The sequence below is a fragment of the Halodesulfovibrio sp. genome (assembly GCF_015482765.1).
Lineage (GTDB): Bacteria > Desulfobacterota > Desulfovibrionia > Desulfovibrionales > Desulfovibrionaceae > Halodesulfovibrio.
Map to the genome: position 1 here is coordinate 1 of NZ_JADMLB010000045.1, position 25,849 is coordinate 25,849.

Below are 25,849 nucleotides of genomic sequence, written 5' to 3' on the forward strand. Positions count from 1 at the left end.
CATTCTGCTTTTTACAGTGTGCAGCAAGATGAAAAAGGGCAGAGCACATTGCAGGTGGTTGCTGCGGCTGTGTTCTTCCCCTTTTTTACATGCAACACATTTTAAAGGAGTAACTATGAGCACTGCCACAATGCCAACAAATCCAGAAAGTTCTATTTTAGACTATAAGATTATGGGGCTTCCCTTAGGGCTTTTTATCATTCTGACAGCTGTTGTTATGAGCGCTACCTATTTGGGAGCGTTACCGGGCGGCATGGTCGGAGCCTTCCCTATCATGATGATTTTGGGCGCCATCTTTAATGAAATCGGCGACAACACCCCAATTATCAAAGATTACCTCGGCGGCGGCCCTATCCTTATCATTTTCGGTTCTGCAGCTCTCGTAGGCTACGGTATTCTGCCGGAAAAAACAGCCGCAATAATCACAAGCTTTATGAAAAAAGAAAGCTTCCTGAGCTTTTACATTGCAGCATTAATCTGCGGGTCTATTCTTGGTATGGACAGAAAGCTGCTCATCAAAGCTGCTGTCCGCTATCTTCCTGTTATTCTCGGCGGCGTTGCGGTTGCCCTCTTATTATGCGGGACTGCTGGCATGCTCATGGGCTTCGGGTTTACTGAAGCGATTCTCTACATTGCCCTTCCAATTATGGGTGGCGGTATGGGTGCCGGCGCTGTTCCACTGTCACAAATTTTCGGCTCTACATTAAACTTAGACGTAGGCTCAATGCTTTCTAAGATGGTACCTGCTCTTGCATTAGGTAATGCTATTGCCATCGTATGTGGTGGTCTTCTTCACCGTCTCGGCGACATTATTCCTGGAATTTCAGGCCATGGTAAGCTCTTGAAAAATCAGGATGCCGAATCTGAAGATTCCGCCGAAAACATTGAAAGCATCGACTTCAAAGCAATGGGGATTGGCCTTCTTCTCGCAACCACATTCTTTGTATGGGGTAAACTGCTCGGTAAATATATCCCGATTCACTCCTATGCTCTTATGATCCTTTCTGTAGGTCTTGTAAAAACCATCGGCGTTCTTCCACGTAAATTTGAAGTTTGCGCGTACCAGTGGTTCCGCTTTGTTATGGTCAGCCTTACCCCTGCTCTGCTCCTCGGTATCGGCGTAGCATACACCAATATCCAGCAAGTTATTGATGCACTGACCATTCAGTATGTCATCCTTGTTGCGATGACTGTTATCGGCTCAATCATCGGCTCCGGAATCATTGGCTTACTCCTCGGATTCTACCCTGTTGAAGCAGCGATCACCGGCGGTCTCTGTATGGCAAACATGGGCGGTACCGGTGACGTAGCGGTACTTTCTGCTTCAAAACGCATGCAGCTGATGCCGTTCGCGCAGATCTCTTCCCGAATCGGCGGAGCGTTTATGCTGATTCTGGCAACAGCACTGCTAAAAATATTTATGTAATCATCCATGTCCGGTTCTGAGGGGGCTTTGAACCGGACAATCTTTCTTTACCGACGGGACACACAGAAAGGAGAACTATCATGGCCTTATTTACCAAAGAAGAAGCACTGGCATATCATGAATCACCTCGTAGAGGTAAAACGGAAGTAATTCCGGCAAAACCGTGCAACTCTCAAAAAGACCTTTCAATGGCTTACTCACCGGGTGTTGCTGAAGCTTGTCTCGCAATCAAAGACGATCCGGAGACTGCCGCAAAATATACAGGGCGCTCGAACCTTGTGGCTGTAGTTTCTGACGGCTCTGCCGTGCTAGGACTGGGAAATATCGGTCCGTTAGCCGGTAAACCGGTAATGGAAGGGAAAGGCGTTCTGTTTAAGACATTCGCAGACATTGATGTGTTCGATATAAACCTTGCAGTAACAAGCGCAGAACAGCTTATTGGGATCACCAAAGCGATGGAACCTACCTTTGGTGGAATCAACCTTGAAGATATCAAGGCTCCTGAGTGTTTCCTCATTGAGGAAACACTGAAAAAAGAAATGAATATTCCTGTATTCCATGACGATCAGCACGGAACCGCTGTTATTTCCGGTGCCGGAATCATTAACGCATGTGAAATTACCGGACGAAACATCAACGATCTCAAAGTGGTTGTCGTAGGAGCGGGAGCAGCAGGCATCGCGTGCTCCAAATTTTATGTTGAGCTTGGTGTTAAGCGTGAAAATATTTTTATGTTCGACTCTCGCGGCTTAATCCACAGCGGTCGGGAAGGACTGAATAAATATAAAGCAGAATTTGCACAGGACAAGGACTACGGAGATCTTGCTGAATGTCTTAAAGGAGCAGACTGCTTCCTTGGACTTTCAGTAAAGAACCTTCTTACAAAAGAGATGGTACAATCAATGGCAGACAGCCCTATTATCTTCGCTATGGCTAATCCCGATCCGGAGATTCCATACGATGATGCCAAAGATGCTGTGCCGACCTGTATTATGGGAACAGGACGCTCCGACTTCCCTAATCAGGTAAACAACGTATCCGGCTTCCCGTATATCTTCCGCGGCGCACTTGATGTAGGCGCAACTGAAATCAACGAGGCAATGAAAGTTGCAGCGGCTAAGGCGCTGGCTAAACTTGCTAAGGAACCAGTTCCTGCTGAAGTGTGTAACATGTACGGCGTAGAAAGCTTAGAATACGGCCTTGATTACATCATCCCTAAACCTCTTGACCCCCGTATCCTTGAATGGGAAGTCCCGGCTGTAGCACAGGCGGCAATGGACACTGGTGTGGCAACCACCCCCATCAAGGATATGGACGCATATAAAACATCCCTCCGAGAACGAATTGTCAGCTCACGCAATCGAGTGGCTACATTCATCTCCAGCTACGACGAATCAAAGTAACGTCTGCCTATTTAGACTCTAAGCAGCTGTGACTTCTATTCACAGCCCAATTAAAAAGCCTGCTAAAAACTTAGCAGGCTTTTCTTGGTTGGATAGCTTATAAAACAGCTACACACTTTTACTCACGTAACAATCCTGTATCAAGTACGAATGTAGATCAGGGCTTATCGTATAATGTTCTCCCCCTATTTAACACTCTCCCTTCAACGAAATTATTAGCCCTTCCAAATCACCCGCTAGCTGCTTCAAGTGCGATGTAGCTTCATTGGACTGAATAAGTGTTTTTGCCATAGAATGTGCTGCTACATTGATGTGCTCAGTCACATCACCAATCTGTTCTGTAGAAGCAGACTGCTCTTCCACTGCGGCTGCAATATTATGAACTTGTGAGCTTGAATTCTCCGCAAAGCCGACAATTTTCTGCAAAGCTTCTTCTGCCTTCTCAGCAAGTTGAGTACTATCGGAAACGGCCGAGTCTGCACTGACCATCCCCTGCACATTCTCTCTCGCACTCATCTGAATAGCTTTAATACTCTGTCCAACATCTTGCGTAGCCTGCATTGTTTTTTCTGCAAGCTTACGAACTTCATCTGCCACAACAGCGAAACCGCGTCCTGCGTCGCCAGCTCTTGCGGCCTCAATTGCCGCATTTAACGCCAAGAGATTTGTTTGATCCGCGATGTCATTAATAACAGACATAATCTGGCTGATATCTGTTGCTCTTTCGTTCAACCCTTCAAGACTCTCCTTAAGATTATCTGTCTGAGTACGAACGCCAAAAATAGCCTTCATAGCACCATCAACAACCAAAGCACCGCTCTGGGCAGTACTCATTACTTCTTCAGCACTTTGCGCAGCATTTGAACTGCTTCGCGCAACTTCATGAACAGTTGAACTCATTTCTGTCAGAGACGTTGCAGACTCTGTCGTACGTTGCTGAAGCTCTTCAGCCTTTTCTGTCACCCCAGCAATCTGATCAGAAAGTGCATCAGAAGAAACAACCAAGCTTTCTACAATACGCTCAAGAGAACCGACGGCATTAAGCGTTCCCTCCCTGCGTGCAAGTGCAGCCTCAGCTTGTGTTTCCTGCAAACTGTCCAACGCAGAACGAGCAGCTCTAGCTTCTTCTTCAGCATGCGCTGTCGCTTTAGCAATTTCACGATTATTAATTTCAATCACATCCATCATCGCATTAAATGATTGCGCCAATTCAGCAAGCTCATCTTGTCCCTTTTGCTCTATCCGCGGAAGCTCGTCTTTTGCACCACCCGCAATAAGTTCTCCAATAGAAGCAATCTGCCCAACCATACGCTTTATTGGCACGACAACGAACCGTATATTCATATACAAAAGTATTACGGATACGAATGTAACGAATAGTACTACACCCAACATCCGGCTTGTTGCATCTGCTTGTAATGCGAGATAATTTTTTACGCCTCTCTCTCGTATTGATGTGCCAAGATCTCGTAATTCAGTCTTTGCTAATACCATCTCTTGCATAGCTTTATGCATCTTCTGGTTCATAGCAAAATATCCTTTAAAAGCGTCAAGGTAGGCTTCTGTCAGCTCAGTAATTTTTTTAAAGACTTTTGCCTCTCTACCGCTAGGAAACATCGGTGCTAACTGAGGCAGGCTTTGTCCCATACTGGCATCTTTGTCGATACCAAGAAGCTTTTCCATATCAACAATAAGCCCTCGGCCACTTGCATCATCCTTATAAAGAATGAAATCTTTAGCCATTTCCTGAAAACCAAGAGGCTTATTCAACAGTAAGGCCGCAACCTTATTTTGAGCAGTCAAAGCCTGCATTTCTTCCGTTATCTTAAGCAGCTCCTGTGACTCTTGGACAGAAAGCCCTCCTCGTTGTGCTGCCTTTTTTTCTAATCTATGCAGCCTGTTAATAACTTTTCTTCTCTTCCTCGTTACGGCCTTCTGCAACGACTGTGCTTTGCCAAGAATACCGATAGAGGACTCTCGAAGTCCTTTCACCATTTCCGTTCCGGAATTAAAATCTTGCTGAAAAGCAGCAAACGCACGATCAAATTTAGCAAAGGCTGTTTCATACGAAGACAAGGCCGTAAGATCTATTCGGGGATTCTCAACAGCTCGAATACCCTTGATCCTTTTTTCAAGCCGGCCAGTCAGCACTTGATAATGAACAAGCGGGTTCATTTTCGTATCGCCGGACTCTACAGTCATGGTAAGTTCTTCACGATGAGCGAGCCAATCGAAGGCAGCTGCCTGCGCATCCTGTCCTAACGCCAGAACCTCATCTAAAGAGGTACGGGCTTCCATACTTGCGGACAAATTACTCAACGCATAAAATGCCATTCCCCCAAGCAACAAGGCACACAACAGCAAAGTACCAAAGGCTCCTGTCAGCTTATGGGCAAGCTGAAGACGAAACTGCATACGTTCTCCCCAAAATTTTTATGGAATTTTCCAAAACACCTTTGCAGCCGTTTTGAAATACAAACTTCGTGTGAATACTATTGATACTGCAATAGGCTTTTCACTTCCCCCACGCTAAAAGAACGAACTCGGTCCTATTAACTTCTTTGAAAGGCAGCCTATTCACTATTTATCTCTATTTATTAGACTAAATAGAAAAAGCTATTGCGAGCATCTTCCAACAAAAACGCTCCTGCATATCAATGCAAGAGCGTACACGTTGTTATTTAAGAAAAGAGAAAATTAAGTGTCGCTAAAGGCTCTGCTCAGCGCTTCATAATTCTCCTTCATCACATCAAAATAGGTGCTTGGTAATAGTCCCTTTCCCTTAAAGGAGACACCATCCAATGGATTAAGCACAACCAATTTTGCACCACCTGCAGAAATAGCTTTCTGAATGGCCTCTGAAGGCACCCACTTATGAAGAACAACTGGGATATCGTTTTCTTTAAGCCGCTTTGTCAGTGCAAGAAGATCATTTGAATTCCAGTTAATATCCTGCTTTACCATATACCCATCTACGTAGATGCCTGCATCGTCTGTAAGGTACACAAACTCACTCGCAAGACAAAAGACAGTCAGATTATCAACCTGTGCGAACTGACTATCGTAAGCTGCACGCATAGAATGTATCTGCTTCTGAAATAGCTTAAGATTTTTACTAAGTTGTTCTTTTTGATCGGGGTACAACCGCATCAAATCACTAGTAATTACATCAGCCATTCGGGCACCATTCGCTAAACTCAACCAGCAATAAACTGAAGGTCTTCGCACAGAAACTTTTCTGCCTGTCACAGACGTCCACAAGTTAGCTCTAGAGGGTTCATGAATGACAGACACACCAGTCATGGTTGATGAAGCCGGACGTGTCGCATCTACATTAACGACTCGAATATTTACATCACGCACTGCCGGATAAAGCGGATCTTTTTTCCAAAGATTCCCCATTGTGATCACGGCATCAGCTTCACTAAAAACATCTTTAAGCATTTTATTATGCTTATTTATGTATTGCTTAACGCTGTAGATAATTCTTCCTTCTTGAGGAATATTACGCACGCGGACATCAGTTTCTTTTGTCAGTTGAGATGTAATCGAATAAGAAGCGGGCACACTGGTTAAGACCAATGCACTCTCCTGAGCGAACGCGGTTCCGGCGATGAGAAGAGAACTAACCCCTAACATCGCCAGAAAACCGCATTTGGGGGTGGTGGATTCGCTATGCCGGGCGAACCACACAAATATCGTATCAAGCACTGTTTTCACACTCATCATGAAACCCTTGCTTCGTTAAAAACCGTAAGACTAGAACGCAGTACCGTTGTCACCACAAAAAACGCAGCAGCTACCAAGATAATAGCACCACCTGATGGAACAGGGATGTCCCATTGCATCGGGATAATGATTCCCGCAATACAACTGACTGTAGCAAAAAGAACGGACCAGCCAAAAAAACCTTTAAGAGATCTGCTTATGTTGCGTGCGGCCGCCGCCGGTATAAGCAAAAGAGCTTCAACCAGCACAGCACCGACAATCTTTACTGAGGCAACAGTAAGTACCGTAATCATGATGATGAATAGATACTCCAGCAGCTTTACACGAACGCCGCGCACACCGGCTAAACTTACGTTAAGGCTTCCAAGAAGCATCTGGTTATACAACGGTAACCCGACAACAAGGCACAAAAAAGTAACGCAGAGCAGCACAACAATATCAACATCATTCACTGTAAGGATGGAACCGAAGAGCACACTTTCCAAAACATGAGTATTAACTTTTGCTGAGACAAAAAGTAGTAAGCAGGCTCCTGCTGCCAACGATATTGAGAGAAAAACCCCAATCAACGTATCAGCCGACATTCCGGTTTTGCCACGGGTGTAGTTCAAAACTATCCCGAACAGTAGGCAGAAGCCGAAAAGAGTTGCATAAGGAGATGTGTATGATTCCCCTAAAAGCACCCCCAAAGCCACACCGGTTAATGCTGCGTTCCCGATTGCCTGAGAAAAAAACGCCATGCGTTTTGTAACCACCATGGTTCCGACTCCACCGAGAACAGGCCCCAAAACCACGGCGCAAAACAATGCGTTAATGACAAAACCGTATTGAAAAATTGTCGGCACATCTCCGGCATGCGCCATAGCCTGAAAAGAAGCTCTCATGGTCTCAAACATCAGCAGCCCCCATGGCTAGCTGCGCGCTATGCTGGCTAGTAACAAAATTCTGAACAGGTTCCTGAGAATACACTCCCATAAGCCGCTCACCAGTCAACACATCTCCAACCGCACCATCAAAAAGTACGCTACGATTAAGGCATGTTACATTATGGGCAACGCGTCTTACTTGGCTGATATCGTGATGCACCCAAAAAATGGTGACGCCAGATAAACAAAGGTCACACACAATCTTTTCAAAAACTCGAATTCCAGTTTCATCCATACTTGCCATAGGCTCATCAAGAATAAGCAGGTCAGGCATTGGGAGCAGGGCTTGAGCAAAAAGGACTCGCTGCCTTTCACCACCGGATAAACTGCCAATTTTTCGGGTAGCTTTATTCTTCAGTCCTACCCGCTCTAACGCTTCAAACGCCTTATCACGCCATCTCTTACTCAACCCCATAAAAGCAGGGCGTCGCTGGCAACTCACAGCAATGAAATCTAGTACTGAGACAGGCAGGGTTCTATCCATCTCTAAAAATTGTGGAACATACCCTATTTTACATGCCCCATTAATGCGAATGGTTCCGGAATGCGGCATCTGTCCTAATAACGAACGAAGCAAAGAAGTTTTTCCGCCACCATTCGGACCGATCAGGCAATGAATCGTTTGTGGAGCAACTCCAAACGTTACGTTCTCCAGAATAGGTGTTCCGCCAAGCTTCAAGCCTACATTCTGAAACTCAATAAAATTACGAGGACAATCATTTGGTAGTGACACTGCGGCATGAGGATTCATACTTGCCTCTACTGTGTTGTGACACTGCGGATAGCATCACGCAGAGTGATAAGATTTTCTTCCATTTCCCGCTCAAACTTGTCTGCTTCGTATTCACCACCAGTAATGTGAGAAAACGAATACATACGAACACCTGTAGATTTGCGAATTGTGTCGGCAAGCTTGCTTGCAAAAAATTTCTCTGCAAACAGCACACTCACATGAGCGTTTTTGATTGCGTCAATTGTGTGCGCAAGCTGACTTGGCGAAGGCTTCACACCGTGTCGGGGCTCAATAACAGCCGCAACATGCAACCCAAATTCCTGCATCAAATATCCATACGCACCATGCATGGTGGCACAACGAAAATTAGACACATCAAGCGTCGAAAAATCATTCATGTACTTTGCTTTCATTCGACGCAAACGCATGGCATATTTACGGGCATTTTTGGAATAATACGCTGCGTTTTCAGGATCAATTTCCCCTAATTTACGTGCAATTGTATACACTTGCTGCACAGCTGCTGTTGTCGCGATAAAGGTATGAGGATTGACGATCTTTGTATCTCCTTCTTCGCCTGCCACAGGAATAAGAGCCACACCGTCGTTTGCAAAAATTAAAGGCAGCTTTCCCTTCATGCCCGACGCCTCTACAACTTCAAATGCCCACTCATCATGGCCAATTCCATTCACGATCAATGCATCAAGAGTCATAATCCGCTTCATGTCGTCCGGCTTGGGCACATAGTTATGAGGATTAAACCCAGCATCAATTAAAGGAACAACAATAGCGCGATCACCAACGATGTTTGAAGCAAAACTAAAGTAAGGGTGCAGCGTTATACCGACACGCATTTTCCCCTTTTCTTTGTCAGCTGCCATCACATTTGAAGCTGCACTCAAGAATAACATCGAGCATAATAAAAGGGTCAGTGCAGCACACCACACCGTACCTCTTGAAATTATTTTTCCCCCACGCATATTCATACTTACGCTGCCTTACCCGTAATAAAATTTTTTCAGGGTCTTTTTAACTACCCTTTCAAACGCCTTACTTCCATTTTTCCGTCGTACGGAAGAACCTGCTTCCACCCTTTTCTCACAAGTGAATCAGGGGTAAAAACAACCGGCATCTCAATTTCCGCGTTTTTATTTATCCATATTCGAGTTGTAGGCTCCTGCATTTCTCCGGATGGTGCATGTACATGAGAAAACACCATCAGAAATGTTCCTTGATCAGGATTAATACCGTCAAATCCGGCATAGACCGCAGTATCAGCACCGGAAGATTCTGGTAACACCAAATTCCATTGAATCTCCCCCCACTGTTTCCAGCTTATATCTCTGGCAAATGGCGGTAAGAAAAACTCTTGTAACTCTTCAATGGATGGCCAATGCCCAAGCTCATGATGAATTGAAACCACATCTTCTGAGGCGGTGTATAATGCACTGAAAACAGCCTGATTTGTTCCCTTGAGGTGATGAAATGCGCTCAATTGCCAGCTTTCAAGCTCCATCGAAACGTCAGATCTCGCTCTTAACTGAACGAGCATGCCAGTAAAAAGAACGATAAGACACAATACGCTGACGACGTATCGAGTTTCCCCTCTTCCTGTGGCAGGAGGAATAATTGTAAAATACGCATGCTGCCTGCATCCGGCTTGCTCTACTGACATGAAAACGCGCCTCCATTGCACACAAAAAAGGCCGATGAAGAAGGCTCTTCATCGGCCTCGCTTCATTACTTCATATCAACAGCTTTAACCCAAAGAACTGCGTCCTGAGAAAGCTCTTTACCTTTGTGTGTTTTTTCAGGGCCTACACCAAGAGCGCAAACGCCCCACCAGCCAGCTTTAGGAAGGCCGATAGTGAATTCACCACGATCGTTAGTACGGATACCCATAGTTACGAAAGAATCCTGAGGAGCTTCAACAGCAGCTTTTTTCTCAAACTTGCGGTTTTTCATATCAGGAGCATGGTTCATGTATTCAATTTCAAGCTCTGCATTCGGTACAGGCTTACCGTTAGAAAGAACTACACCACGGAAAACGCCGCCAACCCAATTCGCGTACGGCTTGTCGAGAGGCACGATTTCACAAGGAAGACCAGCAGGAGTATTCCAGTTACCAGGGAGACCGCCAACGTTCATTACCATCTTGGTAACCTGCTGGATGTAGATATCTTCTTCGCCTTCATAGTAAGGTGCAGGCTTAAGAACAAAAGTGTAGTCACCCATGGAGCGGGTAATTTTTTTAGGAAGCTTTGCTTCATATGCCTGACCGGAGTTAGTAAGACTGGTCCAAGTTACAGGCTTGAGATATTCTTTAAGATCTGTTTTTTTAGATTTAGCTTCTTCACCACGCTGGGCGAGAACATAAAACTCTTCAGGAGTGCCCATATCCATGGTGTGACCAGCTTCAAACGGATGTGTGAACACCAGTGACAAGTCTACAGCCTGACCTTTATCTAAAGCGATTTCAGGGGTATAAACCATCTGGAAGTGGGCAAAAGCAGGAACGCTCATGGCAATTACAGCCAACATGCTAAAAATTGTCATTACGGTTCTTTTCATTTCTCTCTCCTAGAGATACAATTAAAATAGTTCGGGTTAATTAAGCAGTCCGAATCATCCCCTGAAGCGTGTCGCCAAACCTGTTTCAGGGGATTTCGCTTTTATTCAACAATATCTTTGCCATTCACTTCAACGGAATGACCTTCACCAGCGTCAAATTGCACCATGTAATCAACTGAAGGTTTATTGAATGTGTACTCACTGTCTTCATTCATCTTGCCTTCAATAAGAACCTTTCCTGCGCTGTCTTTCACATGCATTTTTACACCGCTTGCAGAAGAACCGTCAGAGAAACCGCCCTCGCAAGTCACTGTGCCATCACCATTGTCAAAACAATCGCAGAGGGGGGAGTGAGCAAATGCTGAGCCAGCAGCAAACATTACAATTACCAGAGCAAAAAGTACCTTTTTCATACATCCACCTTTTTCAAACGTATCTAAAACTTTTACGGCAACCTTTTTACCGTTGAACGATCAGGGATTGCCCCCATTATCAAGGTCGCGCAAATACATAACCCATAGAAAACCCACATGGCCTGAAATCCTGTAAGGCCAAACAACATCCCACCGGAGTAGATCAGTGTAGCAACGGAAAGCCCGAGTACGATCGGATATCCAATGCCGAAGAGCATCCATTTTGTAGATCCGGATTGCGCTCTGACCATCACGGTTGTTGGAATACAAGGCGGGTACAAAGCCATGAACAGCATCAAGGCAAGTGCGTGCAGCGGAGTAAATCCGGATTCACCCTCTTTCATTGATTCCTGTACAGACTTGCCGTCTTCAATGCCGTAGATTGAGCCAATAGTTGCTGCGGCATTTTCCTTTGCTGCAAAGGCAGAGAGCAGAGCAATATTGATACGCCAGTTAAATCCGGCATACTGTGTCACAGGCTCAATGGCTCTTCCTGCCATTCCAAGGAAACTGGATTCAAATCGCTCAGTTCTGGATTCTCGACGAATTTTTTTGCGAACCTTTGCAACCTTCTTCAATTCCTTGTTAAGCTTCTTCCCGTCTTTGCCTTTGCGTTTAACAACAGACCAATAGACAGGATTCATTTTTTCGTATTCTGCGTTAATTCCGGCTGCTACGGCTTTGTCTTTTACACCGCGCTTCGCCTGCTTAAGATCATTCTGGTAATTAATAAGCCCCATTACATCACTTTCGGAAAGTTTCCCTGCAAGGGATGTTTTATCAACGGCTTTCATAAACTTCGCGACAGCAACCTGTTCTTGCTTCTCATAATGATCAAGACGATCCTGCGGAATTCCCGGGAAGTAGATCAGCCCGAAGACAACAAGCGCTACTGCAGCAACTACCGTCACGATTTTTTTCAGGAACAACCAAATACGTTCGAATGCTCTTCGGAGAATGCCTGCCAGTGTAGGCAAATGATACGGGGGCATTTCCATAATAAAGGGAGCACTCTCGTACCCGCTAAGAACGGTCAGAGAAAGAAGCTTTGCAATTGGCAACGCCATAAACATGGTTACCGTTGCGATAAAGAACATTGCCAGACCAGCCTGATCTGCAAAATACGCACTGATAAGAATGAGGTATAAAGGAACCTTGGCAAGGCAGTTCATAAGAGGAACTGTAAGAATTGTTGCCAGACGCGCCCGTTCATCAGGAATAGCTTTTGTAGCCATTACGCCGGGAATTGCGCAGCCGCCAACATAGACCCCGCCAAGAATCAACGGCAGGGTAGACTGTCCATGCAAGCCGAACTTCCGGAACATTCTGTCCAGAATAAACGCCATGCGAGGCATATAGCCGCTATCTTCCAATACAGCGATAAGCGCAAAAAGAAGGAAGAAGATCGGAAGATAGTTCAAAATAGCGGTCAGACTTTTTACGAGCCAAAGCCCAAGAGAACGCACGAGCGGATCTTGCAGAAAACCTTCAACAGGCAAATGCGCTGCAACAAAGTCTTCAACGCCACCCCAGACAGGCCATACCCATGCTGCGAGGTCGCCGCCCCAGACAATGGAGATCTGATAAAGAGTGAACAAAATGGCACAAAGAATCATTGGGCCGGTTACTTTGTTACAAACGTATGTATCTGCTCTATCAGAAAGACTTTTTTTCTTCTCAGCAGGTTCTTTAACAACCTCTTTGCAGATAGAAGCAGCAGCACGGTGTCTGCTGAATGCGATCTGTCTATCCGCAGTCAACTTGTGCTGTTCTGAAAATTCTACACTCAGCTCTTTGGCTTTCGCCAAAAATTCACTCGAAAGAGAACCAACGGTGTTAACAACAATCTCTTCCGCGCTGGTGTCACCTTCAAGTAATTTTAGCGCGAGCCAACGTAATGGATACTTTTCTGCAAGCTGATCAGCTTTAACCAACTCATCAGCCATTTGCTCCACAAACCCTTCAAGCGGTCCGTAATCAACTTTATACGTGGGAGGAGCATCTCCGTTTCTAGCAGAAACTGTAAATATTCCCTCGTACATTGGAGACTTACCATCATTCTTCTTCCCAACGGTCTGAACAACGACAACGCCTAACAAGCGAGAAAGTTCTTTGTGGTCAACCTGTATGCCCCGTCGGTCAGCTACGTCCATCATGTTCAAATCTAGAAGCACAGGGACGCCCATTTCGAGCAGCTGAAGCGTCAGGTAAAGATTTCGTTTAAGATTTGAAGCATCAGCAACGTTCACTACTAGGTTGGGCTTTTCATCAAGCAAAAAATCTCTGGCAACACGCTCTTCCAAAGAATAGGAGGTGAGGCTGTATGTCCCCGGCAAGTCAACAAGCGAAACCTTCCTACCCTCGTGGCTAAAAAATCCTGTTTTCTTTTCAACAGTTACACCGGGATAGTTCGCGACGTGTTGTCGCGCACCGGTCAACATATTAAAAACAGTGGACTTACCGCAGTTCGGCTGACCGGCAAGCGCCACAGTTAATGACATATCACTCATGACAGAGATACCTCGACAGTACGTGCCTCTTCATGACGAATTGTGACATGATAGCCATCAAGCTCTATTTCTACAGGGTCAACCAAAGGGGCATTGCGCACAACTTGAATTCGGGCACCAGGGAAAAAACCAAGATCCATCAAGCGCTGACCCAATGCACCTTCAGCTGTAAGGCCTGTCATTACACACTCATCCCCTGGGGAAACACCATCTAAAGTCAACTGATCCACTACACCACCCCTTGCTTTTGAAACTCATTATCAATAGTTGGACAAATTTTTTTGCAACTGAAAATTACTGAACGATAATATTATGCAACGATAACCTGTTCAGCTACAGCTCGGTCAACCATAAGACGACTGTCACCCACTGCAACTAACAACGGAGTTCCCGTTTCGTTTGAGATAACATCAAGCTCAGCGCCTGGAATTATACCCATTGACTCTAATCTTTTCAGATGAATGCCGTCCAAATCTGTCGCGATAACAAAGTAAATCTGCCCACTTTCAGCGGACGATAAATTTTGTTTATTTTGCATATTTTGCTCCGATTACTTTTTCCTAATTGAAAGCAGTTATCATCTATAACGCCCAAGTACAAACTAGTCAAACTTATTTATTCTTTTTTTATTCTTTATTTTCAAATATTTAAATACAAACATTACTTTTTGATAATATTAGAGCTAACTTTCTTCTTAGAAAAAGCTTTCTCAAATGATATATTTTCTTTGTCAAACATTCTCACATCAACTTTTCACAGACACTATAACTATGCAAAAATACAACATTCTTATAATAGAAGATGATAAAAAAATAGCTTCCCTTCTTGCTGACGGACTCCAGCAGAGCGGATATGAAACGCAAGTTGCTTCAGATGGTGAAGAAGGATTCACCTTATTATGTTCTGGTAACTTTTCGGCTGCTATCGTCGACATAATGCTTCCACGCCTTGATGGGCTAACCTTAATCAAGTCAGCTCGTAATGCAGGGGTGTTGCATCCTATTCTCATTTTGAGTGCAAAAAGACTGGTGGATGACCGCATCAAAGGACTTGATTGCGGTGCAGATGACTATCTGGTTAAGCCATTCTCATTTTCAGAGCTATTAGCTCGGCTTCGTGCAATGCTTAGACGCACAACGCAGTCACAGCAAGAACTTGTACTCGAATTTGAAGATCTCTATATAGACACCCGTCGTAGACAGGCCTTCTATAATGATCTTGCACTCTCTCTACAGCCACGAGAATTGGCACTTTTGGAATACTTAATGAGAAACAAAGGGGAAACTGTTTCCCGTGCAATGCTTATAGATAACGTTTGGGATGCAAATTTTATCCCCGATGCAAATGTTGTTGAAGCATGTGTCAGCAGACTTCGCGGCAAATTAAAAAAACAAACTGGAAAAAAATTCATTCAAACAATAAGGGGCCTTGGGTATACACTTGTCTCCTCGTAAGCCATCCTCTTGGTATCCATCTTCTTTTGCGGCACGGCTTGTTCTTTTACTCGTAGTCGTCTTCAGCATCATTAACATTGGCGGGCTATATCTTGTCCGTTCAACGATGTTCTCCTTTGCCACCCAGCAGACCGAAGAAGAAATAGGGGCTATCATAAAAAATATTGGTCACGTCATGACCAATCACTCAATTCAAGATGCAGAGCATTCATTAATTGATTACACCCAATCGTGGAAACCGGATCGTGTCTCTGCCCGAATTTATGACGGTTCGGGCAACATCATCAGTCGCTCTAAAGCTCCCACTTGGAATATTGACTGGCCACCATTTACTAAAGACTCAACAGATGTGGTCTCTTCAAAAAACAATCAGGAAACAGTGTACGTTGTCTCTCGTGTTTTCAATACTCCGAGAGGAACCTTTACCCTTCAAATAGCCAAGTCACTTCAACAAGAGTACGCATTCATAGCACGGCTTGAACGCGCCGAAGTAAGCATGGCCATCCTCACTCTTCTTGGGCTCGTCATTGCTGGCTGGATTACAGCCAGTTTCGCAATGAAAGAGTTAGAAAGAATTACGCACGCTGCTGAGATTATGGCAGGTGGAATTTTCATAAAAGACCTTCCCCCATCGCACGCCGGGTCAGACATCAACAGACTTATTGCCGCATTCAACAAAAGCAGTAGACGCGTTTCTTCGCTCGTAAAAGAACTTTCCGATATAAATGATCATCTCGCGCATGATCTCAAGACGCCTGTGACACAAATTCGCGGGACAGCAGAGTTGCTTCTCACACGTGAACAACAAGAAGATGCAGCCGAGAAGCTAGGTGATATTATAGAAAGTTGTGATGTACTTCGGGATATCATCAACTCTTCAATGGATACGGCAGAAATAAAGGCAGGAATTCGTAAAGTAAAAAAACAGCCTATTAGAATATCAGAACTTTTTGGAACATTAGAGGAAAACTACACTCCACTTGCAGAGGCTAAGGGAATACAAGTTGAAGTTCTTCCATCAAAAGCTGTCATTTATGCAGATAAAACTCTTATGTATCGATCACTAGCAAACATTGTGGACAACGCGATAAAATTTACACCACCGAATGGAAGCATCTGCCTATGGTTCAGCCACAATGCAGCATCAGATATTATTGCAATTTCCGACTCAGGGATAGGTCTTCCAGAAGAAGCAGAGCATCATATTTTCTCACGATTCTACCGAGCAGACGCAAGCCGTAGTGTAAAAGGTCATGGACTAGGACTGTACATTGCGAAAACAATTATTTCTGCACACGGCGGAACCATAACTGCAACCAACAATTCTCTTCAACACCCAGCTGCTCCTCACAAGCTCACGTCAGGGGTTACATTCAAGATTTTTATTCCACACACTCCCGATCGGCGCCCGTCGTAGCGTAAGCTTCCCCTAAAAAGACACAAGTCAAAAATAGAGTTTTCTGGCATAACGCAGTCAGGAGATATCTATGAAGAAATCACGATTTACTGAAACTCAGATTATTGCGATTTTGAAAGAAGGCGAAGCCGGCAGCAAAGTCAAAGACATTTGCCGCAGTCATGGAATTTAGATACCACCTATTACAACTGGAAATCTAAGTATGGTGGCATGCAGGCTTCGGATTTGAAACGGATGAAAGATATGGAGCACAAGCTGTCGCAATTCAAACGTATGTACGCCGACATGGCACTCGAAAATCGTGCATTAAAGGATCTCATCGAAAAAAAGCTTTAACGCCGTCCCGCAGACGTGAAGCAGTTCTATTTCTTGTTGCTGAGCACAAGCTGTCGATATCTCCAGGCTGTGCTTATATGAGCTTGTCACGGACGGCGTATTATCGGTTTCCACAAATCCGCTCAGATGAGGATGTCATTAATGCGCTCAATGAGTTGATAGCCAGGCACCCTCGCTGGGGATTTTGGAAATGCTTTCGTGCGCTACGTCGTGCACATTCATGGAACCATAAAAAGGTGTATCGAGTTTATTGCAACCTTCGTCTGAATCAAAAGCATAGAGCAAAGAAACGGCTTCCTAAGCGAATTAAACAGCCTCTGCTAACTCCCATTCAACCTAACCAGACATGGTCTGCAGATTTCATGAGTGATTCTCTTTATGCAAGAAAACGGTTTAGAACTTTCAATGTCATTGATGATTTTAACCGCGAACTTTTACATATTGAAATTGATACTTCAATAACAGGGAGGCGATTAATACGCGTGTTTGAGCGGCTCCGCTATGAAAGAGGATTGCCGAAAACTCTGCGCACAGATAACGGTCCGGAATTCCTTTCAGGAGAATTTGTCGCGTGGGCTGAATCTGTTGGAATGCATATTCAGTACATCCAACCTGGTAAGCCAAATCAGAATGCGTACATTGAACGGTTTAACAAAACCTATAGAACGGAAGTTCTGAATTTGTATCTCTTCCGTAACCTCACCGAGGTTCGAGAGATCACTTACTGGTGGAAGCTAACTTACAATGAGGAGCGACCACACGACGCGCTTGATGGACTTACTCCATTAGAATTTTTATCTATTAACGCTGAAAACTCTAAGATCGAACTGTCAGCTTGACGGGGAAGCTTACGGGTACAAAAAAAGCTCTTACACTTTCGTGTAAGAGCTTAAATTGCTTGGCGTCCCCAGGGAGATTTGCCCCCCCGTCGCCTGCGTGAAAGGCAGGTGCAATATCTAACAGAAACTGCTTATTCCTTTATTTCCAATGGATCTTAAAAACTACAAACGACATCAGCGACATAAAAATCAGGGAAATTTACACCTGATTTACACCTTCGGTAAATTCAAAAAAGCAGTTATCATACAGACCGAAGTAGACCTAATAATTCTTCTGTCTTCTGCTGCATCAACGGCACATTACCTTTTGATTCAACATTCAAACGAACTACAGGTTCTGTATTAGAGGAGCGTAAGTTAAAACGCCATGAATCAAATTCCATGCTAATACCATCAGTTGTATCTAAATCAGAAGCAATTTGCTCATATGTAAGACGCACATGTTCAATTGCTTCTGCAGCATTGTGCAATGTCAGGTTTATTTCACCAGATGAAGGATATGCTTCAATTCTGTCCTCGACTTCCTGCTTCAGCGATGTCCCTTTCCGGCTCAAAAGTTCGATAACAAGCAACCAAGGAATCATTCCACTGTCACAGTATGCAAAATCGCGGAAATAGTGATGAGCGCTCATTTCACCACCGTACACAGCATCCTCTTCACGCATGCGCTCTTTAATAAAAGCATGTCCGGTCTTAGACTGCACAGGGATTCCACCAGCCGCCTGAACAACTTCAACAGTATTCCATGTCAACCGTGGGTCATGAATAACTTTTGCACCGGACTCTTTCTGTAGAAAAGCTTCTGCAAGCATTCCAACAAGATAGTAGCCTTCAACAAACTGACCGGTGTGATCAAAGAAAAAACACCGGTCAAAATCACCGTCCCACGCAATGCCCAAATCGGCATTGTGGGCTACTACAGCATCAGCAGTATCTTTACGACGTTCAGGTAATAACGGATTTGGAATTCCATTAGGGAAAGTGCCGTCTGGCTCATGGTGAACTTTGATGAATTCAACCGGCACATTATTCTGATTAAATCGCTCTTCAATAGCATCAATAACATGCCCTGCGGCTCCGTTACCTGCATTTACAACAAGTTTTAACGGGGCAATAGTCCCAGCTTCAATATACCCCAACAAATGATCCACATAATCATTAAGAATAGAAACCTGATGATACTCACCACGCAGTTCAGCAGTGACAGGGGGGAAGTTCTGTTCTTCAGCAACCCGCTGCACTTCATCCAAACCATTTGAACGGGTTATAGGCTTGCTGTCAGCCAAAACAAATTTCATTCCGTTATAATCAATAGGATTATGCGAAGCAGTAATTTCAATACCACCAGCGACGCCTAAGTGCCTTGTAGCAAAATAAATTTCTTCGGTACCTGTAAGCCCGATGTCCAAAACAGAAACACCAGCATCACGCAAACCATTAGTGGCAGCTTGTTTCAAAGATTCTGAAGATAAACGAGGGTCACACCCAACTACGACTCTGCTTTCTTCATCTTCATATACAAAATGACCGAAAGAGCAACCTATGCGGTAAGCAATTTCTTCTGTAAGTTCAGAGCCTAGTTTGCCACGAACATCGTACGCTTTAAAACAACTAAGATGCTTCATCGCACCGTCCATAATTGTCTTCAAAACGCACAATGTCATCCTCTCCCAAATAACTACCGGATTGAACTTCAATAAGCTCCAATGGCATCTTTCCAGGGTTCTCTAAAGCATGTATCGCACCAACAGGTATGTAGGTTGATTCATTTTCTGGTACAAGGAAGGTTTCATCACCGTTAGTAACTTTCGCTGTACCAGAAACAACCACCCAATGCTCAGCTCTATGATGATGCATCTGCACGCTGAGCTTTGCGCCAGGTTTCACAGTAATCCGCTTCACCTGATATCGTTCTCCAACGTCAACAGAATCAAATTTACCCCAAGGGCGAAATACTTCACGGTGCGTACGTAACTCTTGGCGCTTTGTCTTCATAAGATCAGCCACTACCATTTTTACATCCTGCACAGAATCCTTCGCAGCAACAAGCAACGCATCTTTTGTATCGACAATAACGATATCCTCAAGGCCTACAGTGGCTACCAGTCGATCCTTACTGTGAATAAAGCAATTTTTAGAATTACAATGCAGAACATCTCCAGTAGAAGCATTGCCATTTTCATCCTTGTCAGCAACATCCCACATAGCAGACCATGAGCCAATGTCGTTCCAACCTGCATCTAAAGGAACTACAACCGCGTCCTCAGTATATTCCATCACAGCATAATCTATAGATTCATCAGGACAGGCACAGAATGCTTCTTCATCTAACCGAATGAAATCTAAATCGTGTTTTACAATTGCAACAGAAGCTTTGCATGCTTCTGCAATATCAGGACGATATTTTTCAAGTTCTTTTAAGTAGGTACTTGCTTTGAACAAGAACATCCCACTATTCCAATAATAAGCATTAGAAGCGAGATATCGTTCAGCTGTCGCAGCATCTGGCTTTTCTACAAACCGCTCAACAGAATACCCAGCATCAACCTTCCCCCCCCGTTTAATATACCCATATCCGGTATGAGCAGAGGTTGGAACAATCCCAAATGTTACGAGTTTTCCAGATTCAGCAAGAGGTAAAGCTTGCTTAACAACAGTTGAAAATTCGCAAGGATCAGAGATAACATGATCTGCAGCAAGCACGAGCAATATTGGATCATTTTTGCTAGATGCAAGATGTGCCGCAACCGCAATTGCAGGTGCGGTATTGCGTCCTACCGGCTCCAAAACAATTTTGCCAAGTATAGATTCACTACGAAGCTGTTCAGCGACGATAAACCTATGTTCTTCGTTGCAAATTGTAATAGGGAGTTCTGCGTCGAGTCTATCGAGGCGACTAATCGTCTCTTGAAGCATGGTTTTCTTACCTGTTAAGGGAAGAAACTGTTTGGGGTATAACGAACGAGATAAAGGCCACAATCGAGTACCTGAACCGCCAGCCATAATTATAGGAATCAGCATAAAATTACCTACAACACATTTGTTCTCAGGCGCTTGTATATGGCACCTAGCATATAACATGTCCAATAAAAGATTATTCTCGGCCTAGACATATCTTGTACCTTAAAGAATATGTTAAGAGTCTGAATCACCATTTTTAGTAATTGCGATGGCCGGGTCGTCTGGTTCGAAGATATGCGATACTTCATCAACGGCTTATCAATGCCTATCGACTTATACCCCTTTCTGAGCAGTGAGATCCACAGCAATGTATCTTCACGTGACATAGAGCTAACAAAACGCACATTTGCTATCTGCTTCCGATCAATCATCGCAGAACTACACCCAATCTCTGTAGATTTCATATAGTTAGCAAGGAACAACTCATGAGCGACTTTCACATATCCGGCTCGATCATTACCGCGCTCATCTATAAAGGTGTAGCTTGTATGAGAAATTACGGCATCCTCTTTCTGCATTACTTCCAGTTGACGCTCAAGTTTTGTTTCCGCCCAAAGATCATCCGCATCTAAAAATGCTAAATATCTTCCAGTAGCGTGGCGAATGGCAGAATTCCGAGTATATCCTGCCCCACTATTTTTTTTATTCGAATAAATATGCACCCTTTGGTCGCTAAAGTTTGCGCACATAAAGTCATAGCTACCATCACTTGAACAGTCATCAACGAGTATCCACTCCCAGCCTTCATACGTCTGATTAAGAACAGTAGCGTAAGTTTGCTGAAGAAATTGCCTACTATTGTAGACAGGGGTTATTATAGATACTGTCGGCATGATAAAAATCTCTGAAAAAAACTAAATGTAGACGAAAACAAAAACTTGGCGAATGGACTTCCAATAGAAAAACGTAAGCCAAAGTGCTTATATACAATAGAAAGATATTCTCTATGCATTTGAGACTTAAAACACCACTGCTGACTAACCCCCCCCTCTCCCATTCGTGAAACAACTTGTGGATACTTGATCACCTTACCATAGGTTAAGGTGCGAACAAGAAAATCATAATCACCAGCGATCTTATATGAATCTAAAAATGTATTAGTCTTAAACAAGCTGCTCCTATGCAGCAGCCCTTGATGGGGCAAGGTCATCTGGCGTTTCAACTTATTGGTCAACGGAACTTCAGCCTGTAACAACCTTGAGCCCAGCATAACGTCAGAAGCAATATATGCCACGTCATCCACTGGCACTTCTTGAATGAAGGCAGCAAGCTGCTCCAACGAATCTTCACGCATAAAGGCATCATCTGCCCCAAGAAATAGTACCCATTCGCCTTCGATTCTTGCAAGAGCATTATTCCAAGCGTTGTATATGCCTGAATCGGGGGCGCTTTCTATGCTCATTTGTGGAATCTTCTCAGCATACGAGCGTGCGACTTCGACTGTATTATCACTTGAAGCACCGTCCTGTATAATCCATTGATAATCACAGTAAGTCTGACTCGCTAACGAATCTAGCAAACCGGGCAGCACTTCGGCAGCATTATACGTAGAGGTAATAATCGTAAAAAGAGGAGACACGCTACACCTTATTATTCAAAACAGATTCATAAAGCTGAAGGTACTGTTCAGCAACAATGTCATTCGCATACTGTTTTTCCACAGTCCTACGGGCAGCTTTCCCCATGTCGTCACGATAGACATCATCATGTAAAATAGATGCAATTCCCTTTGCCAATTCTTTAGTATCATATGCTGGAGCAAGGTAGCCTGACTCCATATGCGATACCATATCGGGAATTCCACCAATCGTGAAAGCCACTACCGGCGTACCCGTGCTCTGGGACTCTAAAACAGTATTCGGAAAATTCTCTTCTCTTGAAGGGCAAACAAACACATTCGCCGCATTATACGCAAGGTTAATACTAACAGAATCATGAAGTATACCAAGATAATGCGTCGGAAATGGTAGTGGATCGCCACATGTTGCGCCAAATATAACACAATGAATGTTTTCTTCACTGCTATTCTTTAAATATTGCAATGCAGACAGTAGTAAATCGTAACCTTTATTTTTGTCAGAACTGGCAGACATAGCGCCAAACAGGACAATTTTTGCATCAGAAGGTAAATGTAATAACTGGCGTGCGATACTCCTATCTATAGGAAAAAACTGTCGCTCATCAATCCCGTTAGGAATGTGCGCCACTTTACTACGACCTAGTAAACTACTTTCTTTTACGAGGCGATACATATGCTTGCTTGGGGTAACTATAACTGGATTGAGTTTTGCGTACGCACGATTCTTTGCAAGCCACGTAACATGGGATAGATCATGATAAGAGGAACTGCCAAGTTGCGGACAATTCCCACACTTCGATTTATATCTCTCACATGCTTTTAAAATATGGCATCCACCGGTAAATGCCCAAGCATCATGCAGCGTCCAAACTACAGGCTTTTTAATTTTTCCGAGAGAATACGCAGATAAAAAACTATTACATATCCAATCAAGCTGAATAATATCTGCAGATAACATTGCAAGCTTTTGAGTTGTGCCTGTAGGACAAAGTGCCGGTGAAAATAATGTGTTATCTTTTCCGGAATACAACCGAGGCAATAGATAATCCGGAAACTGCTGAAACGGACGTAGTGCTTTCCCAACCCGTCCATTAAAAGAGAAAACTGTACTGTCGTCACTTTCTTTTTCAGCTACTGCCAAAATGGATTCGACGCCTAACTTCAGAAGAGCTTGATGACGACGATTAGTGGCTATAGCAGCACCACCACTTTTTTCATAAGTGTTCAAGTTCAGTATCTTCATACGTGACAATATTTTTTCCAATCAGGGCTCGGGACAGCTTATTTATACAACGAATAAAAAAAGGAGGAGGAGAATAAAAATTTACGAATAATTTTATTATGTCCTCATCCTCGTAAACAATATTTGGCAAACAAAGATCTTCTTCATTTTTTACAGCTAGCTGCTGAGTAATATGTATATTACAATGTACTCCACTACCATCGCATCCAATATTTTCAACATATGAATGAATAGGGTAAACAGACAACTTCTGCTGTCTAAATTGAGAATAACAAAAACGAATAGCCCAAGAATCAACATCACCATTCATCTGAGCGTGAAGCATTTTTGTTAAGTCTGGACCACCGTTATTGAATTCCTTCTGCATTGAACGAGAGTACTTAAATTGCTCATAGTCAGCAACACTCCAGTCAACAGAATGCCACTGATCTTGCCAAGTGGCCCAGCCCCAAGAACAAGTTCGTGGAAAAAATGCTACAGAATATTCAGACCTTACTTGCAACAGCGTCGGAGGAGCCCATCCAGAAACAGAAAACACATCTTCAAAACGTTCATAGTATTGCAAACAAATATTCATATAAGACAAAAAATAAGGAGAAGTAATTAAATCATCCTCAAGGACAATAACCGCTCCAAACTTGCTCACAACGTCCGTAACACCCTCAATGATTGATTTAGCAAGCCCAATATTCGTTTCACGCTCTATAACAGTCAGGCTATTAAATCCAGTAATTGAATTTACATATTCACGTACAGCGATAACCGCTGCATCATTTGAAGATTTGGCCCCATCACAAAATACAAACAAGTCACTTTGGGAAGCAAAGGGATTCTGCTGTAACGCTTCTACAGTACGGCGAGTGTGGTCAGGTCTATTATACGTAAAGAGAGCAACAGGAGCTGGGGTAATTTCACTTAACGACATTGAGCTTTCACCCCTCCAACCAATCTACCTAAGTGAAACGTAACCCTAGAAAAAGAATCAAGCACTACGTTTTGCCAATAATATTCTTTCGTTACCACCCAACGACACAACGCTTTTACAGGAGAGCACACAAGAAAACAAACGCATTTTAAAATCGACTTGCTTAACTCAGCCATTGAACTTTCATTACAAATTGTGACAGAATCTCTACCAATAGCAAAAGACCTATTCAGCCGCCAAATAAGAGAATATTTTCTTTCTATAACACAATGGTCTATGAGCAATTCAGGCACAAATCCAACTACTACACCATGCTGGCGCATTGTATCAATCAATAGTGTTTCTTCTCCATATGCGGTACTATTGCCCTTCATACCCAATGTTGGAGAAAACCCACCATGCTTCAGAAGCAGCGATTTGCGATAAACGCAATTCCCCCCTGAAGGATAATCTTTCTCCAACACTGTATATACTTCAGAAATCGAAGTATTCGTCTCCCACTCAGAAGAAAACCATTTCGGGCACTCTCGCAATGCATGCCAAGCGGTATAGACTCCTCCAAATACGTCGAAATCACCCTTACTAATTGTCTCAAGAATAATTTCAACCCAATTAAGACGAGCTACAGCATCGTCGTCAAGATACGCAACCCAATCGCAGGATGCTTGCTCATATCCTTTGTTACGCGCAAAACTGAGCCCCTGTTTATCCTCAAAGCAATACTTAAAAAAAGGAAACACGGATTCAAAATCTTTTGCAACACCTTCAGTGTCATCAATAGAGTTATTATTGACAACAACGACTTCAAACTTATCCAACGAGGCTGTTTGCTTTTGCAATGACCCTAGGCAATGCCTTAAAAATGAAGACCTATTGTAGGTACAGATAACTACAGAAATCACGTTAACTTCTTTTTCAAAAGATGAACAAGACTTACGAGAAATGAAGATTTTTTCAAAAACGTCTTTACACTTCTCCAAAGCCTTGTCGCAGAAATAGGCTGAATTATCTTTTCTGCGTAAATGCCATGTTTCTTAAATGCCAGCATTTCATAAGCACGTGCTCGATTACGATATTCAGCATAATCATCTGATTGTTCGGGAAAATGAAAGATCGAAACATTATCCAAAACAGTGCACTTAAGCCCATGTTCTTTCGCTCGGATAAAAAAGTCTTTGTGTTCTCCTAACCTCAATTCAGGATCCCACCCGACTCTTCGAATAGACTCTGTACGTGCCATAAAAAAATTCAAAACAATATCGTACAACTTATGCCCAAAGGCTTCTCCTCGAGTAGCATCTTGACGGAGAATAAACATACCATTTTCGATATCAAAACAGCCTGCGAAACGTCGTTTGATCTTGCCGAAATCATAGAGTAGCCC

At 43.6% G+C, this 25,849-nt stretch carries 23 protein-coding genes and 1 pseudogene; 5 read left to right on the forward strand and 19 right to left on the reverse strand.

Features of this window, described 5'->3' with window-relative positions; genetic code table 11:
* The first annotated feature begins 115 nt into the window (after positions 1-115).
* Positions 116-1,426, forward strand: a complete 1,311-nt coding sequence (locus tag QZY95_RS07100) for a 2-hydroxycarboxylate transporter family protein (protein WP_290921243.1) — start codon at positions 116-118, stop codon at positions 1,424-1,426.
* Positions 1,427-1,506: 80 nt separating this feature from the next.
* Positions 1,507-2,829 carry a malic enzyme-like NAD(P)-binding protein gene (locus QZY95_RS07105; protein ID WP_290921248.1) on the forward strand — a complete coding sequence of 441 codons (1,323 nt, stop codon included), beginning with the start codon at positions 1,507-1,509 and terminating at the stop codon, positions 2,827-2,829.
* Between the two features lie 189 nt (positions 2,830-3,018).
* On the opposite strand, the gene QZY95_RS07110 is transcribed toward QZY95_RS07105, so the two are convergent.
* The 11 genes from QZY95_RS07110 to QZY95_RS07160 all read right to left on the reverse strand — a co-directional run bounded on the left by QZY95_RS07110 (position 3,019) and on the right by QZY95_RS07160 (position 14,249).
* Complete coding sequence (locus QZY95_RS07110; RefSeq protein WP_290921251.1) at positions 3,019-5,244, reverse strand: HAMP domain-containing methyl-accepting chemotaxis protein; 2,226 nt, start codon at positions 5,242-5,244, stop codon at positions 3,019-3,021.
* A gap of 282 nt (positions 5,245-5,526) precedes the next feature.
* A complete protein-coding gene (locus QZY95_RS07115) occupies positions 5,527-6,558 on the reverse strand; it encodes a zinc ABC transporter substrate-binding protein (RefSeq protein ID WP_290921254.1) in 1,032 nt (343 codons plus the stop codon).
* Positions 6,555-7,442, reverse strand: a complete 888-nt coding sequence (locus QZY95_RS07120; RefSeq protein WP_365971022.1) for a metal ABC transporter permease — start codon at positions 7,440-7,442, stop codon at positions 6,555-6,557. Before QZY95_RS07120 ends, QZY95_RS07115 begins: the two co-directional genes overlap by 4 nt.
* Before the next feature lie 4 nt (positions 7,443-7,446).
* Positions 7,447-8,235 carry a metal ABC transporter ATP-binding protein gene (locus QZY95_RS07125; RefSeq protein WP_290921259.1) on the reverse strand — a complete coding sequence of 263 codons (789 nt, stop codon included), beginning with the start codon at positions 8,233-8,235 and terminating at the stop codon, positions 7,447-7,449.
* Positions 8,236-8,243: 8 nt separating this feature from the next.
* Entirely contained in the window at positions 8,244-9,098 is an 855-nt protein-coding gene (locus QZY95_RS07130; protein WP_290921319.1) for a zinc ABC transporter substrate-binding protein, read from the reverse strand.
* A gap of 152 nt (positions 9,099-9,250) precedes the next feature.
* Positions 9,251-9,892 carry a hypothetical protein gene (locus tag QZY95_RS07135; RefSeq protein WP_290921263.1) on the reverse strand — a complete coding sequence of 214 codons (642 nt, stop codon included), beginning with the start codon at positions 9,890-9,892 and terminating at the stop codon, positions 9,251-9,253.
* Between the two features lie 65 nt (positions 9,893-9,957).
* Positions 9,958-10,788 (reverse strand): DUF4198 domain-containing protein, encoded by an 831-nt coding sequence (locus tag QZY95_RS07140; protein WP_290921268.1) that lies wholly within the window; start codon positions 10,786-10,788, stop codon positions 9,958-9,960.
* A 101-nt stretch (positions 10,789-10,889) separates the two neighbouring features.
* Entirely contained in the window at positions 10,890-11,201 is a 312-nt protein-coding gene (locus QZY95_RS07145) for a hypothetical protein (protein ID WP_290921272.1), read from the reverse strand.
* A 32-nt stretch (positions 11,202-11,233) separates the two neighbouring features.
* Complete coding sequence (gene feoB / locus QZY95_RS07150; protein ID WP_290921275.1) at positions 11,234-13,711, reverse strand: ferrous iron transport protein B; 2,478 nt, start codon at positions 13,709-13,711, stop codon at positions 11,234-11,236.
* Positions 13,708-13,941 carry a FeoA family protein gene (locus QZY95_RS07155; protein ID WP_290921280.1) on the reverse strand — a complete coding sequence of 78 codons (234 nt, stop codon included), beginning with the start codon at positions 13,939-13,941 and terminating at the stop codon, positions 13,708-13,710. The genes feoB and QZY95_RS07155 overlap by 4 nt, the downstream gene beginning before the upstream one ends.
* Positions 13,942-14,021: 80 nt before the next feature.
* Positions 14,022-14,249, reverse strand: coding sequence for a FeoA family protein (locus QZY95_RS07160; RefSeq protein ID WP_290921285.1), 228 nt, complete (start codon positions 14,247-14,249; stop codon positions 14,022-14,024).
* 232 nt (positions 14,250-14,481) lie between these two features.
* On the opposite strand from QZY95_RS07160, the gene QZY95_RS07165 reads away from it, so the two are divergent.
* From QZY95_RS07165 to QZY95_RS07175, 3 genes and pseudogenes are all read left to right on the forward strand, one after another.
* On the forward strand, positions 14,482-15,165 hold the full coding sequence (locus QZY95_RS07165) for a response regulator transcription factor (protein ID WP_290921288.1): 684 nt from the start codon (positions 14,482-14,484) through the stop codon (positions 15,163-15,165).
* Positions 15,152-16,582 carry a HAMP domain-containing sensor histidine kinase gene (locus tag QZY95_RS07170; protein ID WP_290921291.1) on the forward strand — a complete coding sequence of 477 codons (1,431 nt, stop codon included), beginning with the start codon at positions 15,152-15,154 and terminating at the stop codon, positions 16,580-16,582. The genes QZY95_RS07165 and QZY95_RS07170 overlap by 14 nt, the downstream gene beginning before the upstream one ends.
* A gap of 70 nt (positions 16,583-16,652) precedes the next feature.
* Positions 16,653-17,757, forward strand: a pseudogene (locus QZY95_RS07175) (IS3 family transposase).
* A gap of 242 nt (positions 17,758-17,999) precedes the next feature.
* On the opposite strand, the gene QZY95_RS07180 reads toward QZY95_RS07175, so the two are convergent.
* From QZY95_RS07180 to QZY95_RS07215, 8 genes are all read right to left on the reverse strand, one after another.
* The gene (locus QZY95_RS07180; protein WP_290921294.1) at positions 18,000-19,421 is read right to left on the reverse strand and encodes a phosphomannomutase CpsG; all 1,422 of its coding nucleotides are present in this window, start codon (positions 19,419-19,421) and stop codon (positions 18,000-18,002) included.
* Positions 19,369-20,778 (reverse strand): mannose-1-phosphate guanylyltransferase/mannose-6-phosphate isomerase, encoded by a 1,410-nt coding sequence (locus tag QZY95_RS07185; protein WP_290921297.1) that lies wholly within the window; start codon positions 20,776-20,778, stop codon positions 19,369-19,371. The genes QZY95_RS07180 and QZY95_RS07185 overlap by 53 nt, the downstream gene beginning before the upstream one ends.
* Before the next feature lie 8 nt (positions 20,779-20,786).
* A complete protein-coding gene (locus QZY95_RS07190) occupies positions 20,787-21,551 on the reverse strand; it encodes a glycosyltransferase family 2 protein (RefSeq protein ID WP_290921300.1) in 765 nt (254 codons plus the stop codon).
* Positions 21,533-22,297, reverse strand: coding sequence for a glycosyltransferase family 2 protein (locus tag QZY95_RS07195; RefSeq protein WP_290921304.1), 765 nt, complete (start codon positions 22,295-22,297; stop codon positions 21,533-21,535). The genes QZY95_RS07190 and QZY95_RS07195 overlap by 19 nt, the downstream gene beginning before the upstream one ends.
* A gap of 1 nt (position 22,298) precedes the next feature.
* Entirely contained in the window at positions 22,299-23,525 is a 1,227-nt protein-coding gene (locus QZY95_RS07200) for a glycosyltransferase family 4 protein (RefSeq protein WP_290921307.1), read from the reverse strand.
* Positions 23,512-24,465, reverse strand: coding sequence for a glycosyltransferase (locus QZY95_RS07205; RefSeq protein ID WP_290921310.1), 954 nt, complete (start codon positions 24,463-24,465; stop codon positions 23,512-23,514). The genes QZY95_RS07200 and QZY95_RS07205 overlap by 14 nt, the downstream gene beginning before the upstream one ends.
* Positions 24,456-25,367: a glycosyltransferase family 2 protein gene (locus QZY95_RS07210; RefSeq protein ID WP_290921313.1), complete on the reverse strand. Its 912-nt coding sequence runs from the start codon at positions 25,365-25,367 to the stop codon at positions 24,456-24,458. The genes QZY95_RS07205 and QZY95_RS07210 overlap by 10 nt, the downstream gene beginning before the upstream one ends.
* Positions 25,364-25,849, reverse strand: a 486-nt coding sequence (locus tag QZY95_RS07215; protein WP_290921316.1) for a hypothetical protein, incomplete at its 5' end; no start/stop codon positions are given. The genes QZY95_RS07215 and QZY95_RS07210, both read right to left, overlap by 4 nt.